General features: G+C 42.0%; 25 protein-coding genes. 16 read left to right on the forward strand and 9 right to left on the reverse strand.

The window, feature by feature from the left end:
- Positions 1-143 precede the first annotated feature (143 nt).
- The 15 genes from U9670_RS08205 (at position 144) to U9670_RS08275 (ending at position 14,411) form a co-directional block, all read left to right on the forward strand.
- Positions 144-611, forward strand: a complete 468-nt coding sequence (locus tag U9670_RS08205) for a pilin (protein WP_323842376.1) — start codon at positions 144-146, stop codon at positions 609-611.
- 218 nt (positions 612-829) lie between these two features.
- Entirely contained in the window at positions 830-1,645 is an 816-nt protein-coding gene (rpsB, locus tag U9670_RS08210) for a 30S ribosomal protein S2 (RefSeq protein ID WP_323842377.1), read from the forward strand.
- 93 nt (positions 1,646-1,738) lie between these two features.
- Positions 1,739-2,617 (forward strand): translation elongation factor Ts, encoded by an 879-nt coding sequence (tsf, locus tag U9670_RS08215; RefSeq protein WP_323842378.1) that lies wholly within the window; start codon positions 1,739-1,741, stop codon positions 2,615-2,617.
- A 149-nt stretch (positions 2,618-2,766) separates the two neighbouring features.
- A complete protein-coding gene (gene pyrE, locus U9670_RS08220) occupies positions 2,767-3,417 on the forward strand; it encodes an orotate phosphoribosyltransferase (protein WP_323842379.1) in 651 nt (216 codons plus the stop codon).
- Complete coding sequence (gene gshB / locus U9670_RS08225) at positions 3,414-4,364, forward strand: glutathione synthase (RefSeq protein WP_323842380.1); 951 nt, start codon at positions 3,414-3,416, stop codon at positions 4,362-4,364. Before pyrE ends, gshB begins: the two co-directional genes overlap by 4 nt.
- A 182-nt stretch (positions 4,365-4,546) precedes the next feature.
- Positions 4,547-5,617, forward strand: coding sequence for an undecaprenyldiphospho-muramoylpentapeptide beta-N-acetylglucosaminyltransferase (gene murG, locus U9670_RS08230; protein WP_323842381.1), 1,071 nt, complete (start codon positions 4,547-4,549; stop codon positions 5,615-5,617).
- A gap of 130 nt (positions 5,618-5,747) precedes the next feature.
- Positions 5,748-6,398, forward strand: a complete 651-nt coding sequence (locus U9670_RS08235; RefSeq protein WP_323842382.1) for a DUF2625 domain-containing protein — start codon at positions 5,748-5,750, stop codon at positions 6,396-6,398.
- A 142-nt stretch (positions 6,399-6,540) separates the two neighbouring features.
- Positions 6,541-7,983: a UDP-N-acetylmuramate--L-alanine ligase gene (gene murC, locus U9670_RS08240; RefSeq protein WP_323842383.1), complete on the forward strand. Its 1,443-nt coding sequence runs from the start codon at positions 6,541-6,543 to the stop codon at positions 7,981-7,983.
- Between the two features lie 143 nt (positions 7,984-8,126).
- Positions 8,127-8,360 (forward strand): type II toxin-antitoxin system VapB family antitoxin, encoded by a 234-nt coding sequence (gene vapB / locus U9670_RS08245; RefSeq protein ID WP_323842384.1) that lies wholly within the window; start codon positions 8,127-8,129, stop codon positions 8,358-8,360.
- Positions 8,361-8,738, forward strand: a complete 378-nt coding sequence (locus tag U9670_RS08250) for a type II toxin-antitoxin system VapC family toxin (RefSeq protein ID WP_323842385.1) — start codon at positions 8,361-8,363, stop codon at positions 8,736-8,738.
- A gap of 36 nt (positions 8,739-8,774) precedes the next feature.
- A complete protein-coding gene (locus U9670_RS08255) occupies positions 8,775-9,686 on the forward strand; it encodes a D-alanine--D-alanine ligase (RefSeq protein WP_323842386.1) in 912 nt (303 codons plus the stop codon).
- 404 nt (positions 9,687-10,090) lie between these two features.
- Entirely contained in the window at positions 10,091-10,732 is a 642-nt protein-coding gene (locus tag U9670_RS08260) for a cell division protein FtsQ/DivIB (protein WP_323842387.1), read from the forward strand.
- Positions 10,733-10,962: 230 nt separating this feature from the next.
- Complete coding sequence (gene ftsA, locus U9670_RS08265; protein WP_323842388.1) at positions 10,963-12,261, forward strand: cell division protein FtsA; 1,299 nt, start codon at positions 10,963-10,965, stop codon at positions 12,259-12,261.
- A gap of 54 nt (positions 12,262-12,315) precedes the next feature.
- Complete coding sequence (gene ftsZ, locus U9670_RS08270) at positions 12,316-13,452, forward strand: cell division protein FtsZ (RefSeq protein WP_416381526.1); 1,137 nt, start codon at positions 12,316-12,318, stop codon at positions 13,450-13,452.
- A 65-nt stretch (positions 13,453-13,517) separates the two neighbouring features.
- Entirely contained in the window at positions 13,518-14,411 is an 894-nt protein-coding gene (locus U9670_RS08275) for a PHP domain-containing protein (protein ID WP_323842390.1), read from the forward strand.
- Between the two features lie 5 nt (positions 14,412-14,416).
- Here U9670_RS08275 and U9670_RS08280 read toward each other — a convergent pair whose 3' ends face one another.
- The 3 genes from U9670_RS08280 to trmB form a co-directional block, all read right to left on the reverse strand.
- The gene (locus tag U9670_RS08280) at positions 14,417-15,295 is read right to left on the reverse strand and encodes a regulatory protein RecX (protein ID WP_323842391.1); all 879 of its coding nucleotides are present in this window, start codon (positions 15,293-15,295) and stop codon (positions 14,417-14,419) included.
- Positions 15,296-15,310: 15 nt separating this feature from the next.
- On the reverse strand, positions 15,311-16,411 hold the full coding sequence (gene recA / locus U9670_RS08285; RefSeq protein ID WP_416381523.1) for a recombinase RecA: 1,101 nt from the start codon (positions 16,409-16,411) through the stop codon (positions 15,311-15,313).
- A gap of 699 nt (positions 16,412-17,110) precedes the next feature.
- Entirely contained in the window at positions 17,111-17,953 is an 843-nt protein-coding gene (gene trmB, locus U9670_RS08290) for a tRNA (guanosine(46)-N7)-methyltransferase TrmB (RefSeq protein ID WP_416381524.1), read from the reverse strand.
- A gap of 106 nt (positions 17,954-18,059) precedes the next feature.
- On the opposite strand from trmB, the gene U9670_RS08295 reads away from it, so the two are divergent.
- Complete coding sequence (locus U9670_RS08295) at positions 18,060-18,998, forward strand: DUF2628 domain-containing protein (RefSeq protein ID WP_323842393.1); 939 nt, start codon at positions 18,060-18,062, stop codon at positions 18,996-18,998.
- A gap of 5 nt (positions 18,999-19,003) precedes the next feature.
- Here U9670_RS08295 and U9670_RS08300 read toward each other — a convergent pair whose 3' ends face one another.
- The 6 genes from U9670_RS08300 to queE form a co-directional block, all read right to left on the reverse strand.
- Positions 19,004-21,283, reverse strand: coding sequence for a primosomal protein N' (locus U9670_RS08300; protein ID WP_323842394.1), 2,280 nt, complete (start codon positions 21,281-21,283; stop codon positions 19,004-19,006).
- Positions 21,284-21,320: 37 nt separating this feature from the next.
- Positions 21,321-21,701 (reverse strand): RidA family protein, encoded by a 381-nt coding sequence (locus tag U9670_RS08305; protein WP_323842395.1) that lies wholly within the window; start codon positions 21,699-21,701, stop codon positions 21,321-21,323.
- A gap of 71 nt (positions 21,702-21,772) precedes the next feature.
- Positions 21,773-21,964, reverse strand: a complete 192-nt coding sequence (locus U9670_RS08310; protein WP_323842396.1) for a hypothetical protein — start codon at positions 21,962-21,964, stop codon at positions 21,773-21,775.
- A gap of 87 nt (positions 21,965-22,051) precedes the next feature.
- Positions 22,052-24,253 (reverse strand): RelA/SpoT family protein, encoded by a 2,202-nt coding sequence (locus U9670_RS08315; RefSeq protein WP_323842397.1) that lies wholly within the window; start codon positions 24,251-24,253, stop codon positions 22,052-22,054.
- Positions 24,254-24,461: 208 nt separating this feature from the next.
- Complete coding sequence (rpoZ, locus tag U9670_RS08320) at positions 24,462-24,731, reverse strand: DNA-directed RNA polymerase subunit omega (protein ID WP_323842398.1); 270 nt, start codon at positions 24,729-24,731, stop codon at positions 24,462-24,464.
- An 87-nt stretch (positions 24,732-24,818) separates the two neighbouring features.
- Positions 24,819-25,559: a 7-carboxy-7-deazaguanine synthase QueE gene (queE, locus tag U9670_RS08325; protein WP_323842399.1), complete on the reverse strand. Its 741-nt coding sequence runs from the start codon at positions 25,557-25,559 to the stop codon at positions 24,819-24,821.
- Positions 25,560-25,770: the final 211 nt, after the last annotated feature.

The following is a 25,770-nucleotide window of genomic DNA, read 5'->3' on the forward strand; positions in this document are numbered from 1 at the left end:
TGTGGTTCGCCCATGTGAGAGTAGGTCATCGTCAGCACCTTATTTAGCCCCCTTCAACGGTTGTTGGAGGGGGTTTTTGGGGGTTGACAGTGGGGTGTGTAAAATGTCATAATTCACACTCATTTATTTTTTAAGGTTATTTTATGATTGCTCAAAAGGGCTTTACCTTAATTGAATTACTCATTGTAATTGTGATTATTGGTGTTCTTGCAATGTTTGCTATTCCAAAATTTCAAAATCGTACAGCGGTTGCTCAAGTAAGCCGTGTTACAATGGAGACTAGCCAAATTCGTAGCTCTGTTGATATTTGTTTAATGCAAGGAAGCAAGGGTACTGACTGTGCTTTGGGTTGGACAAAAAGCAACCTATTGGAAAGTACTGATGCATCAGCTGCTGCTAGTGATACCAACCCTGCAACTGGCCAGTCTGGCCTGTCGGTTACTTTGGGTGAGACATCAAGCATTAAAGCAACATTGGGTGGTGATGCTTCTCGCTCATTACATGGCAAAAAAGTAATCTGGACTCGTAGTAAAGATGGAGTTTGGACCTGTACTACCGATGTTGACAAAGATTTGCGTACACAAGGCTGTCAGGCAATTTCAACAGAGTGATAAATTGATTGCAGTTATCTTATTCTTTTGCTATAATAGTGCGTCTATTTTTATATAGGCATATTTTTTGATTCATACTACACACACAAAAGTTGCATAAGCAAAAAATAACGGGGTGTTTGAAGGTTTGATTAATTTGCTGTCATGGCAAATGCGTGCCTTTGGATTCGATATTTTACTTTTGTGGAGGCGTAACCCAACTTAATTTAGGAACTTTTATGTCAGAAAAAAACCCAACTCAAATCTCAATGCGTGATTTATTAGAAGCAGGCGCTCATTTTGGTCATCAAACTCGTTTTTGGAACCCAAAAATGAACCAATATATTTTTGGTGCTCGCAACCGCATTCACATCATTAACCTTGAGCATACCGTTAAGCAATTTAACGAAGCACTGACTTTTGTTAATCAACAAGCTGCTCATCGCAATAAGATTTTATTTGTTGGTACTAAGCGTGCAGCAAGTGGTGTAATTCGTGAGCAAGCACAGCGTGCTGGCATGCCTTATATTGACCATCGTTGGTTGGGTGGTACTCTGACTAACTGGAAAACTATCCGTCAGTCTATTACTCGTTTAAAAGAGCTGGAAAAACAAGCTGAAGATGGTACTTTTGCCAAGCTAACTAAGCGTGAAGCATTGGAACGCACCAGAGATATGGAAAAGTTGGAGCGTGCTTTGGGCGGTATCAAAGAGATGGGCGGTTTGCCAGATGCGTTATTTGTTATTGACGTTGATCATGAGGCCATCGCCATTAAAGAAGCAAAAAATCTTGGTATTCCTGTTATTGGTATTGTTGATACCAACTCAAATCCAGATAATGTTGACTATGTGATTGCTGCTAATGATGATGCAATTCGTGCAGTGAGTTTGTATGCAACTGCAGTGGCAGATGCGATTATTGCTGGTAAAGAATATGCGAAAACACAAGGCAATAAGGCTGAGTTAGATGACACCAAAGCCGCTGATCGTGAAAATGCAACAGCAGAATTGGAAGATAAGATTGACCAATCAGGTCAAGTGGTAAACAACTACTGATTACAAAATCGTTCATGACAAGCATTGGTTGTTAATATTTAGCAACTAATGCGATTTATTTTCAAAGATTTAATTAAAAATAAGGTTGTAACTATGTCTCAAGTATCTGCAAAAACCGTTAAAGAGCTTCGTGATCGCACGGGTCTTGGTATGATGGAGTGCAAAAAAGCCTTGGAAGAAGCGGGTGGTGATATTGAGCTTGCTATTGATAATTTGCGTAAATCAGGACAGGCAAAAGCTGCCAAAAAAGCGGGGAATATCGCTGCTGATGGTGCCATCATTATTGCTCAAACTGCTGGTAAAGCATTGCTTTTAGAGGTAAACTGCCAAACTGACTTTGTGGCAAAAGATGAGAATTTCACTGCATTTGCTAACAAAGTAGCTGAATTGGCGTTGGCGAATAACACGACTGATGTAGAGGTAATCTCTGCTCTGCCTTATGGTGATGGTGAAACTGTTGAAGAGGCCCGTATTGCTTTAGTTCAAAAAATTGGTGAAAATATCCAAATTCGTCGTGCTGAAGTTATTGAAGGTTCCAACCTTGCTGCATACCGTCATGGTCTGCGTATCGGTGTTGTGGTTTCTTACGAAGGTGGTTCAGAAGAGCTTGGTAAATCTGTAGCAATGCAAGTTGCTGCATTTAATCCGTTGGCTGTTGATGAAGAGAGTGTACCTGCTGATATTTTAGCTCGTGAAAAAGATATTATTGAAGCAAAAGCAAAAGAATCTGGTAAGCCAGAAGTGGTTATCGAAAAAATGATTACTGGTGGTGTTCAAAAATACCTAAACGAAGTTACCTTAGTAAATCAACCATATGTGATAGATAATGATAAAAAAGTTGGTGAGGTGCTAAAAGCTGAAAATGCTACTGTTGTTAGCTTCAAACGCTTAGAGGTTGGTGAGGGTATTGAGAAGAAGCAGGAAGATTTTGCTGCTGAAGTTGCTGCTGCACAAGCTGCCGCTAAAGCATAATCAATCATTTCTATACAATAAAAAACGCACTCAAACAGTGCGTTTTTTATTGTATAGAAATTTAAAAATCATAAAAACCTTACTAAATATTGGATAAATTAACCAAAAAAAAGTACAATAGAGATTACTTTATTATTGGAGTGTGTAAAGTGTTTGATAAAAATAATTTTATTCAATTGTTGCTTGATTATCAGGTGTTAAAATTTGGTGAATTTACCTTAAAGTCTGGTCGTATCAGCCCTTATTTTTTTAATGCTGGACTTTTATCTGGTGGTAAAGTCTTATCCATATTATCTGAAGGTTATGCAGACATTTTGGTAACTGAGTTAAATAAACAGCATAATTCGATGATTTTTGGGGCGGCATATAAGGGCATTCCTTTTGTAGCGACGACGGCACAAACGCTATGGCGTAATCATGGCGTTGATGTTGAGTGGGGTTATAACCGTAAAGAGGTTAAGAATCATGGTGAGGGTGGGCATCTTGTTGGAGCTAGTCTGCAAGGAAAGTCGGTATGGGTGATTGACGATGTGATGACTGCAGGAACGGCGGTGCGTGAAGTGATGAACATTTTAAAAAATGCAGGTGCAAATTTTGCTGGAATTGTCATCGCACTTGATCGCAAGGAAAAGGGCCAAGATCAACGCTCGGCAGTTCAGCAAATTCAAGATGACTTTGGCGTGCCTGTGCATAGCCTTGTGAATATTGATGATATTATTGGATTTTTACAAGCAAAGGGTGAGATTGAGTATCTGGAAAAAATGCAAGCTTATCGTGAGCAATATGGAGTTGTATCATGAAACCGCTTAAATTTTTAATCGTAATGGACGATATTAAAACCATTAACTACAAAAAAGACAGCACTCTTGCAATGGCGTGGGCGATTAGCGATAAAAATCATCAGCTTTATTATTGTCAAATCAGCGATTTGTGGTTAGATAATGGCGAATTGATGATTGATTGTCAATCATTACAAGTCTTTAAAAACCCTGATAATTTTTATGAATTGGGCGAAAAAAATACCGTCAAAGCGACCGATTTTGATGTGATTTTAATGCGAAAAGACCCGCCTTTTGATATGAAATTTTTGTATGCTTTGTATTTACTGGATTTTGCCAAACGAGCAGAGGTTTTGGTCGTTAATGATCCAATGAGCGTCAAAGAATGCAATGAAAAGTTGTTTGCGGTGCAATTTAGTCATCTGATGACCCCAACCGTAGTCAGCCAAAAGCAAAGCCATATCCGTGATTTTATCCAAAATCATAATGATGTGATTGTCAAGCCCTTGGACGGAATGGGCGGAATGGGGATTTTTCGCCTAAGTGCGGACGGCCCCAATATTGGGGCAACGCTAGAAATGCTTACCCAAAATGAAACGCTACCCATTATGGCTCAAAAATTTATCCCCCAAATCACAGAAGGCGATAAACGCATTTTGATTGTCGGTGGCAAGCCTGTGGATTACTGCCTAGCTCGTATTCCTGCCAGTGGCGAGACTCGGGGCAATTTGGCGGCAGGCGGAACAGGCGTGGCAATGGCACTGACCGACAAAGAGCGAGCCTTGGCAAATGAAATCGCCCCAATTTTGGTGCAAAAAGGCTTGTATTTTGTGGGGCTTGATGTGATTGGCGGTTACATTACCGAAATTAATGTAACCAGCCCCACCTGCATTCGTGAAATTGATGAGCAATGCGGCACACAGATTGCTGTGGATTTTGTGAAATGTGTTGAGCACTTGCTGGCTTGAGCCAATAAAAGTAAAATGAGCAGAGTTGCTGTCTTTGATGTGTAAAGGCACATTATGTAGTATGAGATTTTGTTGAGTAAATGATGAATTGAATATCATATCGAATATGTTATTGACCATAAATATGGCTAAGTTGGAATTAATCCGACTGCTATTTTGGATGATAAAAAAGGGGGTAAAACATGAATGTCTTAATTATGGCAGCAGGCACAGGTGGGCATATTTTTCCTGCCCTTGCGGTGGCGGACGAGCTGACACGCCGTGGGGCGGTGGTGCATTGGCTTGGCACGCCAAATGGTATGGAAAACCGCTTGGTCAAGGATTATCCGATGCACCACATTGCGATGCAAGGCATTCGTGGCAACGGTCTTATGCGTAAAATCAAATTGCCTTTTATGCTCTTTAACGCCACAAACCACGCCAAAAAAGTTATCAAAAACAACAACATAGATATCTTGGTGGGTTTTGGTGGTTATGTCAGCTCGGCAGGTGGACTGGCAGGCAAATTGGCAGGCAAACCGCTGATTATCCACGAACAAAACGCCATCTGTGGTATGAGCAATCGCACCCTAGCACGCTTTGCCGATGTGGTATTGCAAGCCTTTGATAATGCGTTTGGTGGTGAATTTGCCGACAAAACCTTGACGGTGGGCAATCCTGTGCGTGCCGATTTTGCACTTGTGCCAGCCCCTGACAAACGCTATGATGTGACCGATAAGTCGCCCCTAAAAGTGTTGGTGGTGGGGGGCAGTTTGGGAGCAAGTGCTATCAATACGGCGATTGTGGATTTATTAAAAACCAAGCCCAATCTTATCATCAAGCACCAATGCGGTCGTGACAATTTTGATGCCGTGCAAAACGCCTACACGCAGGCAGGCATTGACCCACAGCGTGCCACGCCGTTGGCATTTATTGACGATATGGCGGCTGCTTATGCGTGGGCGGATGTGGTGGTGTGCCGAGCGGGTGCTTTGACGGTGAGCGAGATTGCAAGCCTTGGCGTGGCGGCGATTTTTATCCCTTTGCCGACAGCGGTGGACGACCACCAAACCTTTAATGCCAAATCCTTGACCGATAATGGGGCAGCGATTTTGTTGCCCCAAAGTGAATTGTCGGGTGAAAAACTTGCCCAAATTTTAAATACGCTTGACCGTGAAAAGTGTTTGGCGATGGCACAAAAAGCCAAAAGTTATGCCAAACACGATGTCGCCAAAACGGTGGCGGAGATGGTATTGGCGAGTGTGAAAGGGTAGGGTGTTAATTTTAAAAATTGATTTTAAAGTTTTGGAAAGTAAGGTGCGTACCACGCACCATTAAAAAGTTTGAAATAAAAACGGTGCGTATTATATACCTTACGATTAATAAATTTCAATAGTTAAAAATATGAAAACCTTACAAGAGTTAATAAACTTAGATGAACCTGCTTGGGAATTGATACAAGAATGGTTAAATAACGCCAATAAACCTTACGAAATCATTCCAAAAAATCAAGAGCAAGCAGAACAAGAATTGCTTGCCAATCAAGTAACGACCCGTTCGTCTATGGGAGCGATTATTTACGAAACAGGCGGAATGTTAATAGATAATGGTTGGCTTAGAATTTTGGGTTCGGGTGGCAAAAAATTAAACCGCACCCTTAGTGGCTGGAATAAAGGAAAATCTTTTGAAAATATTGGCGATGTGCCGTCATTTTTATTGATTGCTGATGATGTGCTTGGTGGTTATTTTGCCATTAACGGTGGCGGATTGGGCGATAATTTGGGAATGATTTATTATTTTGATCCCGATTTATTGGCTTGGGAAGATTTAAATATCACTTATTCGCATTTTATTGAGTGGGCTTTGACTGGCGATTTGGAGCAATTTTATCAAGGGTTTCGTTGGCAAAATTGGCAAGATGAAGCTAAGCAATTAGACGGTAATCAAGTTTTTTCATTTTTTCCTTTTTTATCTACCCAAGAAGGAAAAGAAATTGATAAAGTCAGCAGAAAAGTTATTTCAATCCAAGAGTATTATTCGGCTTTTTGTGAATAAAAATTTTAGGGTAAGTAGATGTACATTATACGCCATTTAATATTTAATTATTTTAAATATTAAAAATAAACGGTGCGTATTACGCACCTTACGCCCAAACCCCATTTTAAAAACCCCAATTTAATTTTTAAAGGAACAACAAATGAACCACGCCCAACTTCCCAAACAACTGATCCAAATCCCCGAAATGCGTCGTATTAAACACATTCATTTTGTTGGGATTGGTGGGGCAGGAATGTGTGGCATTGCCGAAGTGTTATTTAATCAAGGCTATGGCGTATCAGGCTCGGATATCAAGCAAAGTGGCGTTACCCAAAGGCTTAGCCAATTGGGTATGACCATTTTTATTGGACATAACGCCGATAATATCAAAAACGCCGATGTGATTGTGGTGTCATCTGCCATTGACAAGAACAATCCAGAGATTAAATCGGCATTGCAAGCTCGCTTGCCTGTGGTTCGCCGTGCTGATATGCTCGGTGAGCTTATGCGTTATCGCCATAGCATTGCGGTGGCGGGCGCTCACGGCAAAACCACGACCACAAGCCTTTTGACGATGATGCTGACCGAAGCAGGCTTTGACCCCACTTATGTGATTGGCGGTAAATTAAATGCCTCTGGCAAAAATGCGTCTTTGGGCAACAGCCGATATTTGGTGGCAGAAGCGGACGAGTCCGATGCGTCTTTTTTAAGTCTTAGACCGATGGCGTGTATTGTTACCAATATTGACGAAGACCATATGGATACTTATGAAAACAGTTTTGACAAATTAAAACAAGCCTATATTCAGTTTTTGCACAATATGCCCTTTTATGGCTTGGCGGTGGTGTGTGGCGATGACGATGAATTGTATCAGATGATTGATGAGATTGCTCGCCCTGTTTTGACTTTTGGGCTAAAACCGCACAACGATGTGCAAGCCACCGACCTGCAAGTGGACGGCACTCGCACGCATTTTACCGTTTTGCGAAAAGATAAACAGCCGTTAAAAATTACCTTAAATATCCCAGGGTTACACAATGTCTATAACGCCCTTGGGGCGATTGCGATGGCAAGCGATGAAGGCGTGTCGGACGATGCGATTGTGCGTGCGGTGGGTAAATTTGCAGGCGTGGGACGGCGGTTTGAACAGCAGGCACAAGTGGCATTGGGCAGTGGCGATGTGCTGTTGATTGACGATTATGGGCATCACCCCACCGAAGTGTCAGCCACCATTGCCACCGCTCGGCAAAGTTATCCAGACCGCCGTTTGGTGATGATGTTTCAACCGCACCGTTACAGTCGTACACGAGATTGTTTTAATGACTTTGTGGCGGTGTTGTCGCAGGTGGACAAATTGATATTGCTTGATGTCTATGGGGCAGGCGAAGAGCCAATTAAGGGGGCGACAAGCGATGATTTGGCACGCTCTATTCGTGAGCGTGGGCAAGTTGAGCCCATTGTGTTAAATGTAGACGACAAAACACAAATTAAGCAAGTATTGCAAGCAGGGCTAAAAGCGAATGATTTATTAATCACGCAAGGGGCAGGCAATGTGGGGCAGTTGTGTGTGGAATTAAAGGAGAATGGGGTTTATTTAAACTAAGGGTTAATAAGCGATTGGTGTAAATATCAATTTATCTTAAAACCCTTGCCAAAGGCAGGCGAGTTTTATTATTTTAAAGGTCAATTAGCCAAACCAATCAATGGGCTAAAAGTTTGTGCTGATACATTGAATAAGGAGTAGTGATGCAGACGCAATCCATTCAAACACTGGGGCAAGCGGTGGATTATATTCAGTCTTTGCCACAAGTGGAACAAAAACAAATTTTTGGATTGATTGATGAATTTATGACACAAAAAAATCAGTCTGCTAGGCCAATCAATGCCCTAAAAAAACGCACCGCAGGCACATTAAAAGGTAAAGTGGTTTTTGCCCCTGATTTTGATGAACCGCTTGACGATTTTAAGGATTATATGTAAATGTATTTGCTGGATACGCATATTTTATTATGGTTTTTGCAAAACGATACGCAACTTAGCAAAACCGCTCTTAAAATTATTGAGACCAATGATGTTTGTGTGAGTATGGCAAGTTTGTGGGAAATTGGCATTAAACATAGTTTGGGAAAGTTGGATTTGCCATTGCCTTTTGGTGAGATTTTCCCCAGTCAGTTAATGATGAATGATATCAATGTTTTGCCGATTGAAATGGTGCATTTAACAATTGTCAATCAATTAAAATTTTACCATAAAGACCCATTTGATCGTTTGATTATCGCCCAAGCATTAAATGGCGGTTTAACCTTAATCAGTAAAGACAGTAAATTTGCTGAGTATGGTGTTAATTTATTGTGGTAATTTTATTAATTAGTAATTTTTTAAAAGAGAGTATTTATGAACAACCCAAATTTTGGCAAAGTCGCTGTGGTGTGCGGTGGCACAAGTAGCGAGCGAGAAGTGTCTTTAAAAAGTGGCAAGGCGGTGCTTGACGCCCTGCTATCCAAAGGTATAGACGCCCACCACTTTGACCCCAAAGAGCGTGATTTGACACAGCTTAAAAACTTTGACCGTGTGTTTAATGTCTTGCACGGCACTTTTGGCGAAGACGGCGGTTTACAAGGCGTGCTAGACGGCTTGGGCGTGCCTTATACAGGCTGTGGCGTGCTGGCATCTGCCATTGCGATGGACAAATTTCGTTGTCGTTTGGTGTGGCAGGCACTTAGCTTGCCCAATGTGCCATATGTGGTGTTACACGATGACAGCGATTTTGATGCGGTGGAGACAGATTTTGGCTTACCGCTTTTTGTCAAGCCTGCAAGCGAAGGGTCAAGTGTTGGGGTTGTGATGATTGAACAGGCGGGCGATTTGGCAAAAGTGTACCCCACTTTAAAGCAGTATCATGGCGAAATTTTGGCAGAAAAAGCCATCACAGGGGGCGAATACGCCTTGTCGCTACTGGGCGATAGGGCATTGCCAAGCATTAAGATTGTCCCCAAGGGAAAATTTTACGACTATGATGCCAAATATCTGCGTAATGATACCGCTTATCTGTGTCCGTCCGATTTGACCGCTGATGAAGAGCGTCAAATGGGCGAGCTTGCCAAGCGTGCCTTTGAAGCGGTGGGGGGTAAAGGTTGGGGGCGGGTGGATTTTTTAAAGGGCGATGACGGCAAATTGTATTTGCTTGAATTAAACACCGTACCCGGTATGACCGACCATAGCCTTGTGCCAATGGCAAGTCGTCAGGTGGGGATTGAATTTGGGGAGCTTTGTGTGCAGATTTTAGTGCAGACACTTGATTGCTAGGTTTGTCAAAGATATTGAGTCATAAATCCAAGTGATTGAATTTTATATATTTTTATTGCTTTATATCATTTTTCAATTGCTTTGATGACTTGCATTTGATAAGAAAAGTAGCTTGAAAATCGATGGTTATTATATTTGATGTGTCAATATTGGATCTGATGTTGTTGACAACCTGACAAGTAAAATGTAACTTGATGTAAAAATTCACTTTTTATATAAGATTTTGCTTGGTGTTATTGCTAAAATGCGTTACTATATACAATTTATTGTATATAGCACAAAGCCTTATGAATCTTTATGCTCAAACCACCAAAAAGCACTTCGTTAAAACATGGCATGTGTCCATACTTGTGCTGTTGTTATTTGTTGTGGCTGGATTTTTTGGGATTCGGGCAATAAATCGCATGCCAACAAAACCGCTTGTGATTGATCGGGGCGATTTGACTGCGGTCCAATTTGCGTCATTGAAGGCGGCAGTGGAGCCAGTAAGTGATGTGCAATTTTTTTTGACAGATTTAACAGACATTCAACGCCTCATTGTTCAATTATCTTGGGTGGAGAGCGTGAGTGTGAAGCGTGATTGGCAACAGGGTGTGCTGGTATCGGTCACACCAAGGCGTGCGATAGCAAATTTTGGTAGTCAACATTTGCTTGATGCGACAGGTCAGGTGTTTGTGCCTGCTGACGAACATGAACTGATGAATGCGTCGCTTGTACATTTGTATAGTAATCATTTTAAAGATGCTGGCGACATGATGCAACAGATGCATCAGATCAATGAATGGTTTGCACCGCTTGGTATGACTGCACAAGATGTTACTTTAACCTCTCGACAAACCTGGTTGATTCGTTTTAATAATGGGCTTCGTGTTATCGTGGACCATGAGAATACTGAGCAAAAATTGTATGGCTTGTCGGTATTATTGCGTGGCAGTCTGGCGGAGGAGTTACCAAAAATTCAATCAGTTGATTTGCGTTATAAAAATGGATTTGCGGTTGCTTGGAAAAATACATCAAGTAGCAATCATCTGCAAGCTGGTGTTTGATTTGGTAAAAACATCAGATGACACCATGTGATTTTTTAATTTTTTTTAATCACAAGATACCAAAATATTGTAGATTTTATCAAAAAAGAAGTAAAGCTGAGTAAATTGATGATTTTTATAGATTTTACCTCTTTTGAAAAAGAGGTATTGGTGCTAAAATATCATAATATTAAAAAATGATTTTTTGTGTGGTTTTTGTTTGTTGGGTCTACCGGTGATTGAGAGTTGTTATGATGGAGTTGCAGGCAGTCTTGCATTTGAGTTCGACAGCAGTTTATACAGTGGTCGGCTATGCAATAGGCACGCCTGAACAACCGAGAATTAAGATTGTTGCTGTGGGTTTGGCACACACCGATGCCTTTATTGGTGGTAAGATTGACCGTCGTGAGCACTTACTGAGTGCGGTACATAAATCTATACAAGAAGCGGTGGATATGGCAGGCGTGCAGATTCATGAGGTATGCCTATCTTTTGCGTCATCACTCATGAAAAGCATCAATGACAGTCAAGATGTTCAGTTGTATAGCATGGGGACGGATACCACCGTACAGCGAAGCCATTTGCACCATGCCAAAGAGTTGATTGCCAACAAGTTGCGTGCAGAGGGCTACTCGCTATTGCAATCGTGTCAGCAAATCACTTATTTAGATGACGGTTCTCAAGAAGTTGTAGATCCGCTAAATATGCACGCTAATAAAATCAAGGTAATGCATCATGTGATGATGTTGCCAAGTAACTACCACACTCAAGTGATTAACGCAGTCAATGCGGCAGGTACAGAGGTCGGGGTAACGCTATTTGATGGCGTGGTAAGTGCGGAGTATGCGTTAAATAAAGAAGAAAAAAAACGCGGTGTGTGCTTTATTGATATTGGCAGAGGCACAACCAAAGTGTGTGTTTATCTGGGCGATTTACTGATATTTTCTGATTGCTTGGATGTTGGTGGGCAGACGGTAACTTTTGATATTTCATCTGAGCTGGGCTTGTCGCTTTCTGAGTCTGAAAGCTTAAAGCATCAGCAAGGTACGGTACAACTTGACCCCACCAAGCGTGCTTCATTCATTACCTTAAAACAACGCACCGATGGCGAGATGACGATAAGCTTGCGTCAGCTAAGTAACATTATTTCAGCGCGTTACGATGACATTTTTGGGCGTGTTGTTGAGCGTCTGAATGAGCAAGGTTTGTTACAATGCCTTGGTGCTGGCATGGTTCTGGCAGGCGGTGGCTCTCGAATTGATGGCTTGGCTCGTTTTGTTGGTCATAGATGGGGGTTGCCTGTGCGTATGATCACAACCAATGAGCTTGTCAGTGTATGTCCTAAAAATTTAACCGATGAAAATATTGCCTTATTAAACAGCTATTTAAAAGATAATAAACTTCATACGGTGATTGGTTCGCTACTTTATCAAAATGGTGAGCAGTTTTTGAAGGATAATTACGGTAAATCACCACCGCACAATAAACTGGTGAATAAAATTTCGGACGGTTGGCAGTCGTTTGCCAAACGAGTTAAAAAATGGTTTTAGTGTCTTTGGACAATGATTTATATTTTGGAGTAAGCTATGTCAATTTCTTATAGCATGTCAGACGAGACGCAATTTGATACAGATGGGCAGGCGAGATTCGTTGTGTTTGGTGTTGGCGGCGGCGGCGGCAATGCTGTTGAGCATATGATTAATCAGCAAATCACTGGTATTAGTTTTGTTTCGGCTAATACTGACCGTCAGGCATTAAATAAATTGACCACGCCAAAAAAATTACAATTAGGCAGCGAACTCACTCGTGGCTTGGGTGCTGGTGCAAACCCAGAGGTGGGTCGTGAAGCGGCTGAGAGTGATGAAGAAGAAATTCGAGCGTTATTGGCTGACTACGACATGGTCTTTATTACCGCAGGCATGGGCGGTGGTACGGGTACAGGTGCTGCTCCTGTCATTGCACGCATTGCCAAAGAAGAGGGTGTGTTGACGGTAGCAGTTGTTACCACACCGTTTAAATTTGAGGGTGGAAAGCGTGCAAAACTTGCCAAAGAAGGCATTGAGCAATTGTCCCAATATGTTGATTCCATCATTACCGTACCTAACGAAAAACTATTACAAGTTTATCGTGGCTTAACCATGAAAGATGCTTTTGCCAAGGCAAATGATGTATTGTTGCATGCTGTTGACGGGATTACTCGCACCATTCGTGAAGAGGGTATGATTAATATTGACTTTAACGATGTGCGTACTGCCATGACTTCTAAAGGTCATGCGATGATGGGTATCGGTCGTGCCAGTGGTGAGGGCCGTGCCGCCGCCGCCGCCGAAAAAGCGATTCGCTCACCGCTGCTTGATGACTTATTACTTAAAAATGCACAAGGTGTTATTATTAATATTGCTGCATCAGATTTGGGTATGGGCGAGCCTAATGAGGTGGCAGAGGTGGTGGGTCGCATTGCTGATATTGATGAAGGCAATATCTTTTATGGTGCGGTCGTTGATGAATCAATGGGTGATGAAATTCATGTAACTGTGATTGCCACAGGTCTGACTGTAGATGACAGTCCAAAGGTTCAGTCAGTTGGTCAGCAAGCACCTGTGGGGCATGCTAGTGCAATCAGCCAACAACCATCTACGGCTCAGACAACGGCATCACCAATACAGAGCTCTGCTCGTGCGGTGGTTAAGCCGATCAGTGTTGGCGACTTTCTAAAAAGACAGCAACAGGATAATGGTTGATTATCGCCTTATCAACGCCCTATACGATGGTATAGGGCTTTTATTTTAAAGAAAAATGTGTAAATATGATAGACTTGCATAGCCATAGTACAGCATCAGATGGTACAAATACGCCAATGATGCTCATTCAAAAAGCGTATTCATCAGGCATTCGTACTTTTGCCTTAACCGATCATGATACCATTAAAGGCATAAAAGAAGCTAAAGAAGCTGCTGATGAGTTGGGTATGTGTCTGATTAATGGGGTGGAGATAAGTTGTGCGCACGCCCTGATTGGTGGGTATGGAAAAAATCAAGAGTTGAATAAAATCATTCATGTGGTTGCACTTGATTTTGATGATACTAAAAAAATGCATGATGCTTTGCAGGCTGTACAAGACAGTCGTCATCTGCGTGGTAGATGTATGATTGAAAAGCTTGGTGAGTTATTAGCAACAAATAATCAAGCTCAACTTACTGAAAAAATTTGGCAGGCGACACTGGCTAAGGTGGATAATAATCCACGAGCAATTGGGCGTGCACATATTGGGCAGGTGTTGCATGAACTTGGGTTTGTACATAATGTGCAAGCGGCTTTTGATAAATATCTGGCTGATGGCAAGTGTGCCTATGTGGCGATAGAAGCAATGAGTATGGCAGACACTATCAAATTGATCCATGATTGTGGTGGGTTTGCAGTATTGGCACACCCAACTCGTTATGGGCTGTCTGCAACTCGCACCAGAAAATTGATTGCTGATTTTGCCAGTTTGGGTGGCGATGCTTGTGAGTTGCCCAATAATGAACCTGATAGTCTGCGTGCGATGATTGATCGAAGTCTTGCGGAGCATGGGTTATTTGTGTCAGTCGGCAGTGATTTTCATGGCGAGAATATGCCATGGCGTAAATTGGGGCTGGTTGCCAAACTTAAACCAAATCAAACTGGTATATGGCAAAGATTTAAAAGTCAGTCTGAGTGATGAGTTTAGATAAAATTCAACTCATCAATATCATCCAATGTGTACTTTAATGCATCAAAACAGACACTCATTTCAAAGCCCCGATACTGCAAAAACCGAAGCTGTCGGGATTTTTCTTTTTGGTCTTTTGGTAGGGTATTGCCGTATTTTTTACAGCGAGCTTCGATGGCAAGTGCGAGCCAATTCACCTCGTTTTTTTGCTCATCATTCATGTTATCATTAATTTTGAGTTGATTTTCTAAAATTGTACCATCGCTTAGGTTGGCAATGTCTGCCATCTGTATCAGTTCATCAAGTGAGTATGGCAATTGTATCCCTGTATTTTTTAATGCTTGACTGATGTATCTTTTGCCACGACCACGCCTGATGCTTTCACGAATGAGCATAAAAGCGGTGCGTTCGTCGGACTGATAACCTTTGGTGGCAAATTCATCAAGTAAATCTGCCACCGTCTGTGGATCGCAGTCTTTATTAAGCAGTTTTTGGCGTAATTGTTGTTGGGAAAGCTCTCGATTAGACAGATAATAAAATGCCAGCCAGCGTAGGCGATTTATTTTTTGATCATTTTGATAAATGGGCTCAATTGCCACATTTTTTAAGGCAGACAAAGTGTGCTGGTCCACAGCTGTCCAAATATCATTTGGCAAAATATGGTTGTCATTGGTTTTGTTTGTTTTGTCTTGTTTGATTGGTTGGTTGGGTTTTTTGGATTTGCTAAATGTTCTAAGATTTGGTTTTGCTGATATATCTTTGCTGGTAGTGCGTTTGGTTTGACCTGTTGTTTTGGGGCTTGTTGGCAAAGTTTGTGATGATAAAGTTGAATCAGCGGATATAGATTCACCCATATCCGCTAAGATTTCTGCTAAAGTTTTGATGGTTGTCATGATGCCAATTGCAAATTAGAATTGACTTTCATCGTCCGCATCTTCAATGAATTCTGGCACTTGATTTTGGCCAGAGTCTTGTGTTGTTGTGGGTGCGCCCATTTTTTCGCTACGGATTTTCGCTTCAATTTCTTGGGCGATTTCAGGGTTTTCGGCAAGATATTTGACAGTGTTGGATTTGCCTTGGCCAATTTTACTCTCGCCATAGCTATACCATGCACCAGATTTACCCACTGCACCAATATCCACACCCAAATCAACAACTTCGCCCAAATGATTGATGCCTTCGCCATACATGATTTGAAATATCGCCTCACGAAAAGGAGGCGCCATCTTGTTTTTGATGACTTTAACTTTGGTTTCGTTGCCAATTACCGCCTCACCTTCTTTGATCTGACCGATACGGCGAATGTCTAATCGAACCGAAGCATAAAATTTAAGGGCATTACCACCTGTGGTGGTCTCAGGAGAGCCGAACATCACGCCTATTTTCATGCGAATTTGGTTAATAAAAATTACCATGCAATTTGAGCGTTTGGCATTACCAGTGATTTTACGCAAAGCTTGGCTCATCAGGCGTGCTTGTAACCCCATGTGACTGTCACCCATTTCACCTTCAATTTCAGCTTTTGGGGTAAGAGCCGCCACCGAGTCCACAACGATCATATCTACCGCACCCGAACGCACAAGCATATCAGCAATTTCAAGTGCTTGTTCACCATTATCAGGTTGAGATACCATCAGTTTGTCGATATCTACGCCTAATTTGCGTGCATAAATTGGGTCCAAAGCGTGCTCGGCATCAATAAAAGCACAAGTACCGCCTTGCTTTTGGCATTCGGCAATCGTTTGTAAGGTAAGAGTGGTTTTACCAGAGCTTTCTGGTCCAAAAATCTCAATGATACGCCCCTTTGGCAGTCCGCCAATACCTAGAGCAATGTCCAATGACAGTGATCCTGTTGACACCACATCGGCATCAATCTTGGCAGACTCATCACCTAAGTACATGATGGTATTTTTGCCATAAGATTTTTCAATCTGTGCTAAAGCTGCTTTGAGTGCTTTGTCTTTATTTTCATTGACGCTGGCGGCTGCCTCTTTTGTTTTGCTCATCATTTCACCTTACTGATTGACTTTTATTGTCATGATTTATCATCTAAATTGCCATTATTATAGCATAAATTATCTTTTTATATCTAAGGTATTTATCCAGATGCATGCGTATTTTGTTATGCTTGTTGGCTTTATTATTTTGATTAAAAGTTAATTGCTTAGCATAACCAAAATAGAATATAAAAAACTTATCCACAGGTTTCACAAGTAAAAAATGACCATTTTGTGAAACATGGTTTGTTTTTTTTAATGAATAAAATGACAATAATGAATTGGTAAATGTCAACCCAATGATTTTTATTAAGTTATTGATTTTTATATTAAAAATAAAATAGCACACAATTTTTTGTAAAATTTAGCAATACGCTTAAAGTGCCTATTTATCAAAGCATTCATCATGATGATTGTCTTTTATCCACAAAGTTATCCACAATTTTTGTGGATAAAAAATGGATAACTGATTCAGCCAATATGTGATAAGGCCTGAGTGAATGTTGATGAATTTTTTTGTGATTATTGAGCATTGAAAATTACTATTCAATCTGTACTCACATTCATCAAAATGTCAATGTTTCACGATGGTGATGATGTCTGCTTGTGAAACTATTTAATCTTATTTTATATTGAATTTGAAAAATGGGTGAAAAAGATAAAAAAATGGCGACAAATCGCCATTGGGATGTGATTGGCTTTTTGACCAATTTAATCGTTTGGGTTTTGTGTTTTGCGATACATCAAATCCCAAGAAGTACGACCATAGTCAAGGCCACGCTTTTCAAATTTAGTCTGTGGGCGAAAAGCTGGACGAGGTGTAAAGTTGCCTTGACCTGAAATATTTTCAAGAATACTCATGTTGTCAAGTACCTCAAGCATCCATAGGGCATAATGCTCCCAATCGGTTGCGGCATGAAAAGTACCGCCAATTTTGAGTGTGCGTGCGACAATTTCCATGCGATGGGTGGTAACAAAACGGCGTTTATAATGACGCTTTTTTTGCCAAGGGTCGGGAAAATAAAGCTGTATGGCATCAAGGTGTTCATCGGGTAGGTTGCTTAAAAGGGCAATTGCATCACCGCTTAATACCTTTAGATTCTGCAAGCCTAATTCGTGGGCAATATAAGCGATACGCCCAATGCCTGGTTCATGAACTTCAATGCCAACAAAGTTATGCTCTGGATTGTTTTTTGCCATCTCAATAAGACTGTCTCCCATGCCAAAGCCAATTTCTAGCGTTAAAGGTGCATCCATACCGTTGGGCGTGTTGGCAAAATGGGTGCGTAAATTATTAATGTTGCTGACATCGCCCAGTTTGCCGAGCTCAAAACCGTGATTGAGAATATATGGTGCGTAAGTGCTATTGGTTAGGGCAAGCTCACTCGCCTGACTCATGTGTGTACGGCGTTTCATGAAAGTGTCAATTTGACGAAACTGTTCGGGTGTTTGGGCAAGACGGGCGATTTGCTCGCTGATGGCTTCACGGTCGGTATCTGGGCTTTGGCGGTCGCCACCAACAGGGGTTAAAAATTGTGAATTTGAATCAGTCATGGCTTTATTTGCATTAAAAAAAGGCGTAAAATGTTAAGGATGTCATTATAAGCCAACCAACGCCCAACCGCAAATCATTTTATCATTCAATCTATTGGTCAAATTCATGATTCGTTTGCCTTTTTTAGAAGATACCACACCACCACCATTTTATCGTGCCGACCTCACCGATGCTAAGCGTACCGAGCTTGACAGATGGTTTATTGGCTTGCGATCACAAAAGTATTATTTAAAGCGGTTTGAAGAGTTTGATCGGGCTGGTCAGATGCACCCTTGCTGGAATTGGGCAGCATTTTTTTGTACTTTTGGCTGGCTTTTGTATCGTAAACGCTACCTTGATTGCTTGGTGTATTGTGTGGCGGGTTGGTCATTTATTAAAGTAACCATTGCCATTACGCTGGTGGTGCTTGAATTTGCCGTCATTTCATTTTTGCCACAAGAATATCAAATGGCTGTGCGTGTGCTGGCGGGTGTGATGATTTGGTTGTTTTGGTCAAGTCAGGTGGCACGCTGGGCAGATGCTTATTATTATCGTATGGCACGCCGTGAAATTGCTGATGTATTGGACTTTTATCCACGCAATAAAGATGAACAAAAGATGCACTTAAGGCGTGAGGGTGGTACCAGTTTGTTTGGTATGTCGGTGGCATTTGGCATATTTGGGGTGATTTTGGCGATTATTGTTGGGCAATTTGTACCGATCATCGCCATGCAAAAAGAACAATCTGTGATTTTTGAGAGTTATCGTTCTGCCAAAGCGGTACAAAAACGCGTGGAGCAAATCTATAATACCACACAAAAATGCCCAATTGATTTGCCAGTCTCTGTGGATAATCAACGAGTTTCTATGGTGGTTGTTGATAAGGTGGAAGGAGTGCAGACTGATTGTGCGGTCATGGCGACGGTTTCTGGATCTGGCTACCCTGTACGCTATTTAAACGGTGAAACGCTTGTCATTTATCATTATGTTGATTATAAGGGGCAAAGTGTGTGGCGGTGCCAAACTTCGCTCAACAAAAAACGCCACCCCAAAAGCTGTGTATGATGCAACTACCAGCCGATTGGATTGATATCAAGTGAGATTTTGACTCCTTTAGAAGTTGGTAGGGCAAGGAGGTTTTGCCAGTGTGCGGATAATACAGCGTGCAAGGTTTTGCGATCCTTGGCAAGTAGTAGTAACTGCGTATGATATCGATTGTTTTTCTTATTCATGGGGGCATCGGTTGCACCGCTTGTGATCAGGTTTGGCACATCGGGCAAATCTTTGGCGATTTGTTTGATGGCAATTCTGGCACGATTTTGGTTGTGGCTTTCTGCACGAATGAGTGCGGCATGAGTGTAGGGTGGCAAACCGAGCAGCTGCCTTTCTTTTAGCAAGATGTCGGCAAAGGCTAGATAGCCATACTTAATAAGTGTGATGAGTAGAGGGTTATTGGGCTGGCGAGTTTGAATAAGTACATCACCTGCTTTTTCGGCACGCCCTGCACGCCCTGCCACTTGTATGATTCGCTGAGCGGTATGTTCAGGTGAGCGAAAATCAGGTGATAAAAATCCCAAATCTGCATCAGCCACCACCACAAGTGTTACATTGGGAAAATGGTGACCTTTGGCAATCATTTGTGTCCCCACTAAGATGGCAGGTTCACCCGTTAGGATTTTTGTGTACATGGCTTCCCACGCACCTTTTTTACGCATGGTGTCTCGATCAATTTGTAAAATGGGGTAAACTTGCTCGGTGGTCTGTGGATTGGCAAAGATGGCGTGTAATTGTTCGGACAGCTTACTTGTGCCAAGTCCTAAGTCTTGCAGATTTTGGCTATTGCACTCAGGGCAGGTGCGTGGCGTGTGTGTACAAAATCCGCAATGATGGCACTTTAATTGCCCAGAAGGATATTTATGTAGGGTTAAATGTGCATCACAATGTGGGCAGTCTGCTTGCCAGCCACACGCATCGCAGATGAGTATTGGTGCATATCCACGCCGATTTAAAAAAACCAGTACCTGCTCGCCATGGGCTAGGCGTTGTTTGATTTGATGAATACTTTCATTGGATAATAGGGTTTTTTGCTCATTGCCATTCATTTGTATGATGCTTTTTGTGCCTTGACGAATGTCAATGAGCTGTAAAACAGGGTTTTTAGCATTGCCAGCACGCTTTGTTAGACGACATTCGGTCAGTTTGTGGTCATGGCTTAATTTAAGCTGTTCAAGGCTTGGTGTGGCGGTTCCCAATACCACAGGTACACCCATTTGATGACCACGCCACATGGCCACCTCGCAGGCGTGATAGCGTAGGTGGTCTTGTTGCTTATAGGAATTATCATGGGCCTCATCAACGATGACAAGCCCTAGATTGGCAAACGGATAAAGCACGCTTGAACGAGTGCCGATGATGATGTTGGCCTGACCTGTTTGGCAGTCTTGCCAGCCTTGCAGGCGTTCGGCGTCTGTCATGCCAGAGTGCAGTACACAGATGTTGGCATCAAAGCGTGAGCTAAATCGAGCTTTTGTCTGTGGCGTGAGTCCAATTTCAGGTATCAAAATTAAGACTTGTTTGCCAGATGATAAGGCGTGCCATATGGCTTGTAGGTAAACTTCGGTCTTGCCAGACCCTGTAATGCCGTTTAATAATATGCCTTGATAAATACCATCATCAATGGTGTGTTTGATGGTGTCAAAAGCATCTTTTTGCTCATGATTAAGCGGTAAAATCTCATCTAGTAATTGGGCGGTCTTGGGTGTTAAATTTGGTTTGACATTGCTAATAAAAGAGCGGATAAGCCCTTTGTTTTCTAGAATTTTTAATTGAGTTTTATTGACCTCCAGCTCTTTTAACCTAAGTTCACTTAGGCCTGCTGGGCTTTCTTTGATGGTATTAAATATTTGCCATTGTCTTTTGGCTGATTTGCTGATTTGACTTTGGATAAATGTATCATCAATGCCATCTACAATCTCCCAAAAGTTAAGCTTCTGAATAATGCTCCTGCCTTGGTTGATGAGACTAGGTAGCATGACGGATAAAGTTTCGCCCAGTGGGTAATGATAATAAGCGGACAGCCAATTTGCCAAGCGTAACAATTGGTCTGTGATGATGGGTGTCTCATCAAGGCATTCATCAATCGGTCTTAACTTGTCTTGTGAGATATTGCTGTCGGCATGGTTGATGTGGGCGATGACAATGCCAATGAGTTCTTGACGACCAAAAGGCACACGCACACGGCTACCTATTGCTGGCAGAGTGCCGTCAATCAGGCACTCTGTTGGGCAAAGATAATCAAACAGTTGATATAGTGGTGTTGGTAGGGCGATGCGAATCAGGGAATTTTGCATGAGAAAAAAGACTTGGCTTACCAAGCCTTAAAAATACTTATTCTAAATGCAAAATGGCTTCAATCTCAACCTCACCACCTTTGGGCAGAGCAGCAACTTGTACTGCCGCACGAGCAGGGTAGGGGGCACTTAGCCGTGCATCAAACACTTCATTTAATGCACCAAAATCATTCAAATCAGTCAAAGACACATTGAATTTTACGACATCATCTAGTGTGCCACCAGCAGCTTTGGCAATGGCAGCCAGATTATCAAAAGCCTGTTCAGCTTGGGCAGTAAAACCTTCTTTTAATTGCATGGTTTTTGGATCTAAGCCCAACTGACCTGAGATATAAACAGTGTTTCCAATTTTGATGGCTTGTGAATAGGTGCCAACTGCAGCAGGTGCATCATCGGTATGAATGATTTGTCTTGCCATGAAAATTCCTTAATGGGCTTTAACTTGATGTGTCTAAATTTGAATGTATTGCAATATGAATGTGATGACCATCAGTGATGGCTTTGAGCCTTGGTGCTTTGTAGGCGGGCGACAATTTTATCAAACAAACTCATGGCAGGTGCATCTGTATAGATGATTTTACCTGCAACATTGTCAGCGGTCTTTGGCAGGGTGTTTGGTTCAGTTTTACCCAAAAAAAAGGCCACTTCTTCTTTGGAATTTAAATCAATATTACAGCACATAAGGACGCTCCTTTTAAATGATTCATCGTTCATATTAAAGCAATTTTACGCTTAATATTCAAGTAATTTTTTAAGATGCCTAAAATATTATTGGTATAGTCGCATGATATTTGGATAGCCTAGAATTTGGCGAAGTTTTTGAATGCCATTTTCTAAATGTACGCGTGAACGCACCACAACATCAAGTGTGGTTGTGCCAATTTTGCTATTTTTATCTTTATCATCAGCTTTAATGATTGTGTTTTCTACGCCAATATTAAGCGAGCGTAACTCATAGATGGCCTGACTGATTTGCTCTTCGTTGAGCGTGGCAAAAATACGCAGTTTTGCCGAAAAGTGCAATTGGTGTGCTGAATGATCAATTTTTATGCCATCTTTCCAATTCACTTGAATAATTTGGTATGGGTTGATGGTACGAATGGCGTTAAGCGAGTAGCATTTATGGCGGTGAATGACCAGTCCTTGACGAGCAGATAAATGACCAACAATGTGGTCGCCATAGATGGGGTTGCAACACTTGGCAAAGGTAACTTCCACGCCCTTAACACCAGCAAGTAAATGCTTGGATTGGGTAATTTCGTTGTCATCAGCGATGTCCACCTCTTCGCTAAATAGACGAGAAACAACAAGCTGTGCCAGTAGCGTGCCTGTGGCGATTTGCATAAAAATTTCTTGTCTGCCAGATGCACCACGCCATGCCAGAATATCCGCCCATTCGTTGTCTGTAATGTCGTCAATGGCCTTATCATAGGCTTTTAGAGCGCGTATGAGTGCTTCTTTGCCAGCGTGTTCTTTTTGATCATCTGGTAGGCGTTTTAAAAATTTTAGAATCTCGCTTCGTGCTTTGTTGGTTGCCACAAAACCAAGCCAGTCAGCTTTTGGTGTTGCTTCTTTATCGGTATCAATGCTGACAAAATCGCCATCAGCCAACACCAGACCTAACTTTCCATGCTCGCCATTGATGTCTGCACCAGTGGCAATATTGCCGATACTGGGGCCAACAGCATAGGCAAAATCCAGTGCGGTTGAGCCACGAGGCAGTTCGTACGCACGACCTTGTGGGCTGTAACAGACTATTTTTCGCTCGTGTAGGTAATTTAATAGTTCATTAATGACGGCGACTGAATGCTCGCTATCTTCAACATCATTTTGCTTTGACTCATGATTGGCAAGGTCTTGCATATTGCGTAAGCTTGCCTGTACAACAGAATGACTGATATCGCCTTTGTCATTGCTAATGACACCAAGTCTGGCAGCTTCCTGCATGCGTTTGGTCAGAAGTGTGATTTTTATGTGGTTGTAATCTCGCTCATAAATAAGGCAAAGCGACTGGTTGCCGCCTGCTTGGGGCTTTCGGATATTATCACGAATTTGATCATCGCTGATTTCGTATTTTTGTACCAGATAAGATGCCAATTTATCGCATGATTCAATATCATTGAGCACCACCTCAAAGTCATACTGTCGAATCAAACGGTTGATTTGCCCACGATTTTTGAAGAACTGGCGATACATTGAAGTACGATTGTCAAGCACTTGCACATGACCGTTTAAATTCAAATGGCTTAATAAATTTTGTAGATAGGTGCTGATTTCTATTTTTTGGAAATTACGGCCAAGCCCATGTTGTAACAACTTATCGGTAAATTTATTGTACATCTCAGGATTGAGATTGCGATAGCAAAGCAGTTCAATATAGTCGGCGATGTCATTAAGACCCATGATGCGTGCAAAAGGAATATAAAAATTGAGCGTCTCGGTGGCAGTGCGTTTTTGTTTTTCCTCGCTGACTGCATCTAGTGTGGACATATTGTGCAGGCGGTCAGAGAGCTTAATGATGAGTACGCGTGGGTCAATGAGTGTGGCGGTGAGAATTTTATGAAAAGTGGCGGCTTGGCTTTGTTGCTTATTCATGCTGGAGGATTTTAGTTTGGTTACACCATCAACAAGACGAGAAATGGTATCGCCAAATTCTACGCTTAGCATCTTGTTGGTAACCTCAGTATCCTCAACTGTGTCGTGTAAAATGGCTGCAATGATGGTGTCCTTATCCAGACGAAAACCTGCCAAAATCTCCGCCACTGCAATCGGGTGCGTGATGTATGGCTCTCCAGATTTACGCTTATCTTTAATATGTGCCACATCGCCAAAATGACAGGCGCGCAACACATCATGCCTTTCTGCTCTTTCCAGATAACCAATGGCACGCATCAAGCTGTCACGAGCTTCATCGACTAAGGGGTGGCTTAGTTGACTGGGAATGTCATGCGGACGGTAGTTGGGTAGCATAAGGACTCTTGATATTGATGAATAAAGATATTATAAATATCAAGGATTGAGTTGCTTGTCAATAGCTTGATTGATTAATTTTTATCATTTGCCTATTTTTGTTGATTGTAAATATATTGTGATTAGTGTAAGTCATTGTTTTTTTATGAAAAAACAAAAAACTGCACGGTGGTCGTGCAGTTCATGATTTTAAGTGGATTGATGCCAATCAAAAATCATCAGGGGTGAATTTTGAGATGTCCACAAGTTCTGGCACTTTGATGATAATTTCTTCATCTGGCTCGTCTAGGATTGTGCGAGTCACATTGCCAGCAGCGATTTCACGCAGAGCAAGTACAGTTGGTTTGTCGTTTTCAACAATAACTGTTGGTTCGGCACTACCTTTAGCAAGCTGGCGTGCACGCTTGCTTGCCACCAAAATCAGCTCAAAGCGATTATCGACATTGTCCAGACAATCTTCAATCGTAACTCGTGCCATAAACTCTCTCTTATTTTTAGTTGATTTGGATTGATAATCTTACTATTCTAGCAAATTCGCTTTGTTTTTAAAAGTATTTTCTCAAGATTATTTACCCCTTGCGTCCGCCCAGATGATTTTGTGTAGTTGCAGTTGCAACCTGACAGGCAAGCCGTCTGCCAATATCCACTCGGCAAGCTGTATGGCAATGTTTGGCACATCAGACTTTCTTTCGTCTATCTCAAACATGGGCGAAAACCACACCACACCACATTTTTTGTGCAAGTCAAATTCCCACAATTTTGCCACCGCCCACTCATAGTCGGTGCGGTCGGCGATGACGATTTTGAGCTGGTCGTGAGCGGTTAAATAATCCAAATTCTCCCACAAATTACGCTTGCATTCGCCAGAGCTTGGCGTTTTTAAGTCCATCACTTTGGAGACTTGTACTGGCACCTCTTTGACACTCAACGCCCCTGCTGTCTCCAAAGACACTTCATAGCCTTGGTCTATAAGCAATTTCATCAAGGCAATGGCATTGGGCTGTGCCAAAGGCTCGCCCCCTGTTACGCACACACGCTTGCACGGATACTGGGCAATGTCTGCCAAAATGTCATCAAGCGACAAGCGTACACCGCCTGTAAACGAATAGGTCGTATCGCAATAACTGCACCGTAAAGGGCAACCTGTCAAGCGAATAAAAATCGTGGGCAAGCCTGATGTCAAGCCCTCCCCTTGCAAAGAATAAAAAATTTCGGTGAGTTTTAGCCCTGCCGATGGGTCGGTGGTGGGAATGGCTTGGGTGCGTAATTTGGGTGCGTCATTTGAAAAAGCAAAAGATGATGTCATTGGAATAACTGTTTGTTTGATAAAAAATAGCAAAACAAGTTTGCAAATGGGCTATTTTAACAAATTTTGATGCGGTTAAGGGCGATTTTTGATACCAACTTGATAAATTACCTTGTGTGGCAAAAACAACCTTTGCAAATGCTGATGTTTTGCTAAAATCACAATACCAAACCTGCCAACAACAAAAAGCCAATCATTTGACTGGCTTTTT

Source organism: Moraxella tarda (assembly GCF_035181405.1).
GTDB lineage: Bacteria > Pseudomonadota > Gammaproteobacteria > Pseudomonadales > Moraxellaceae > Moraxella.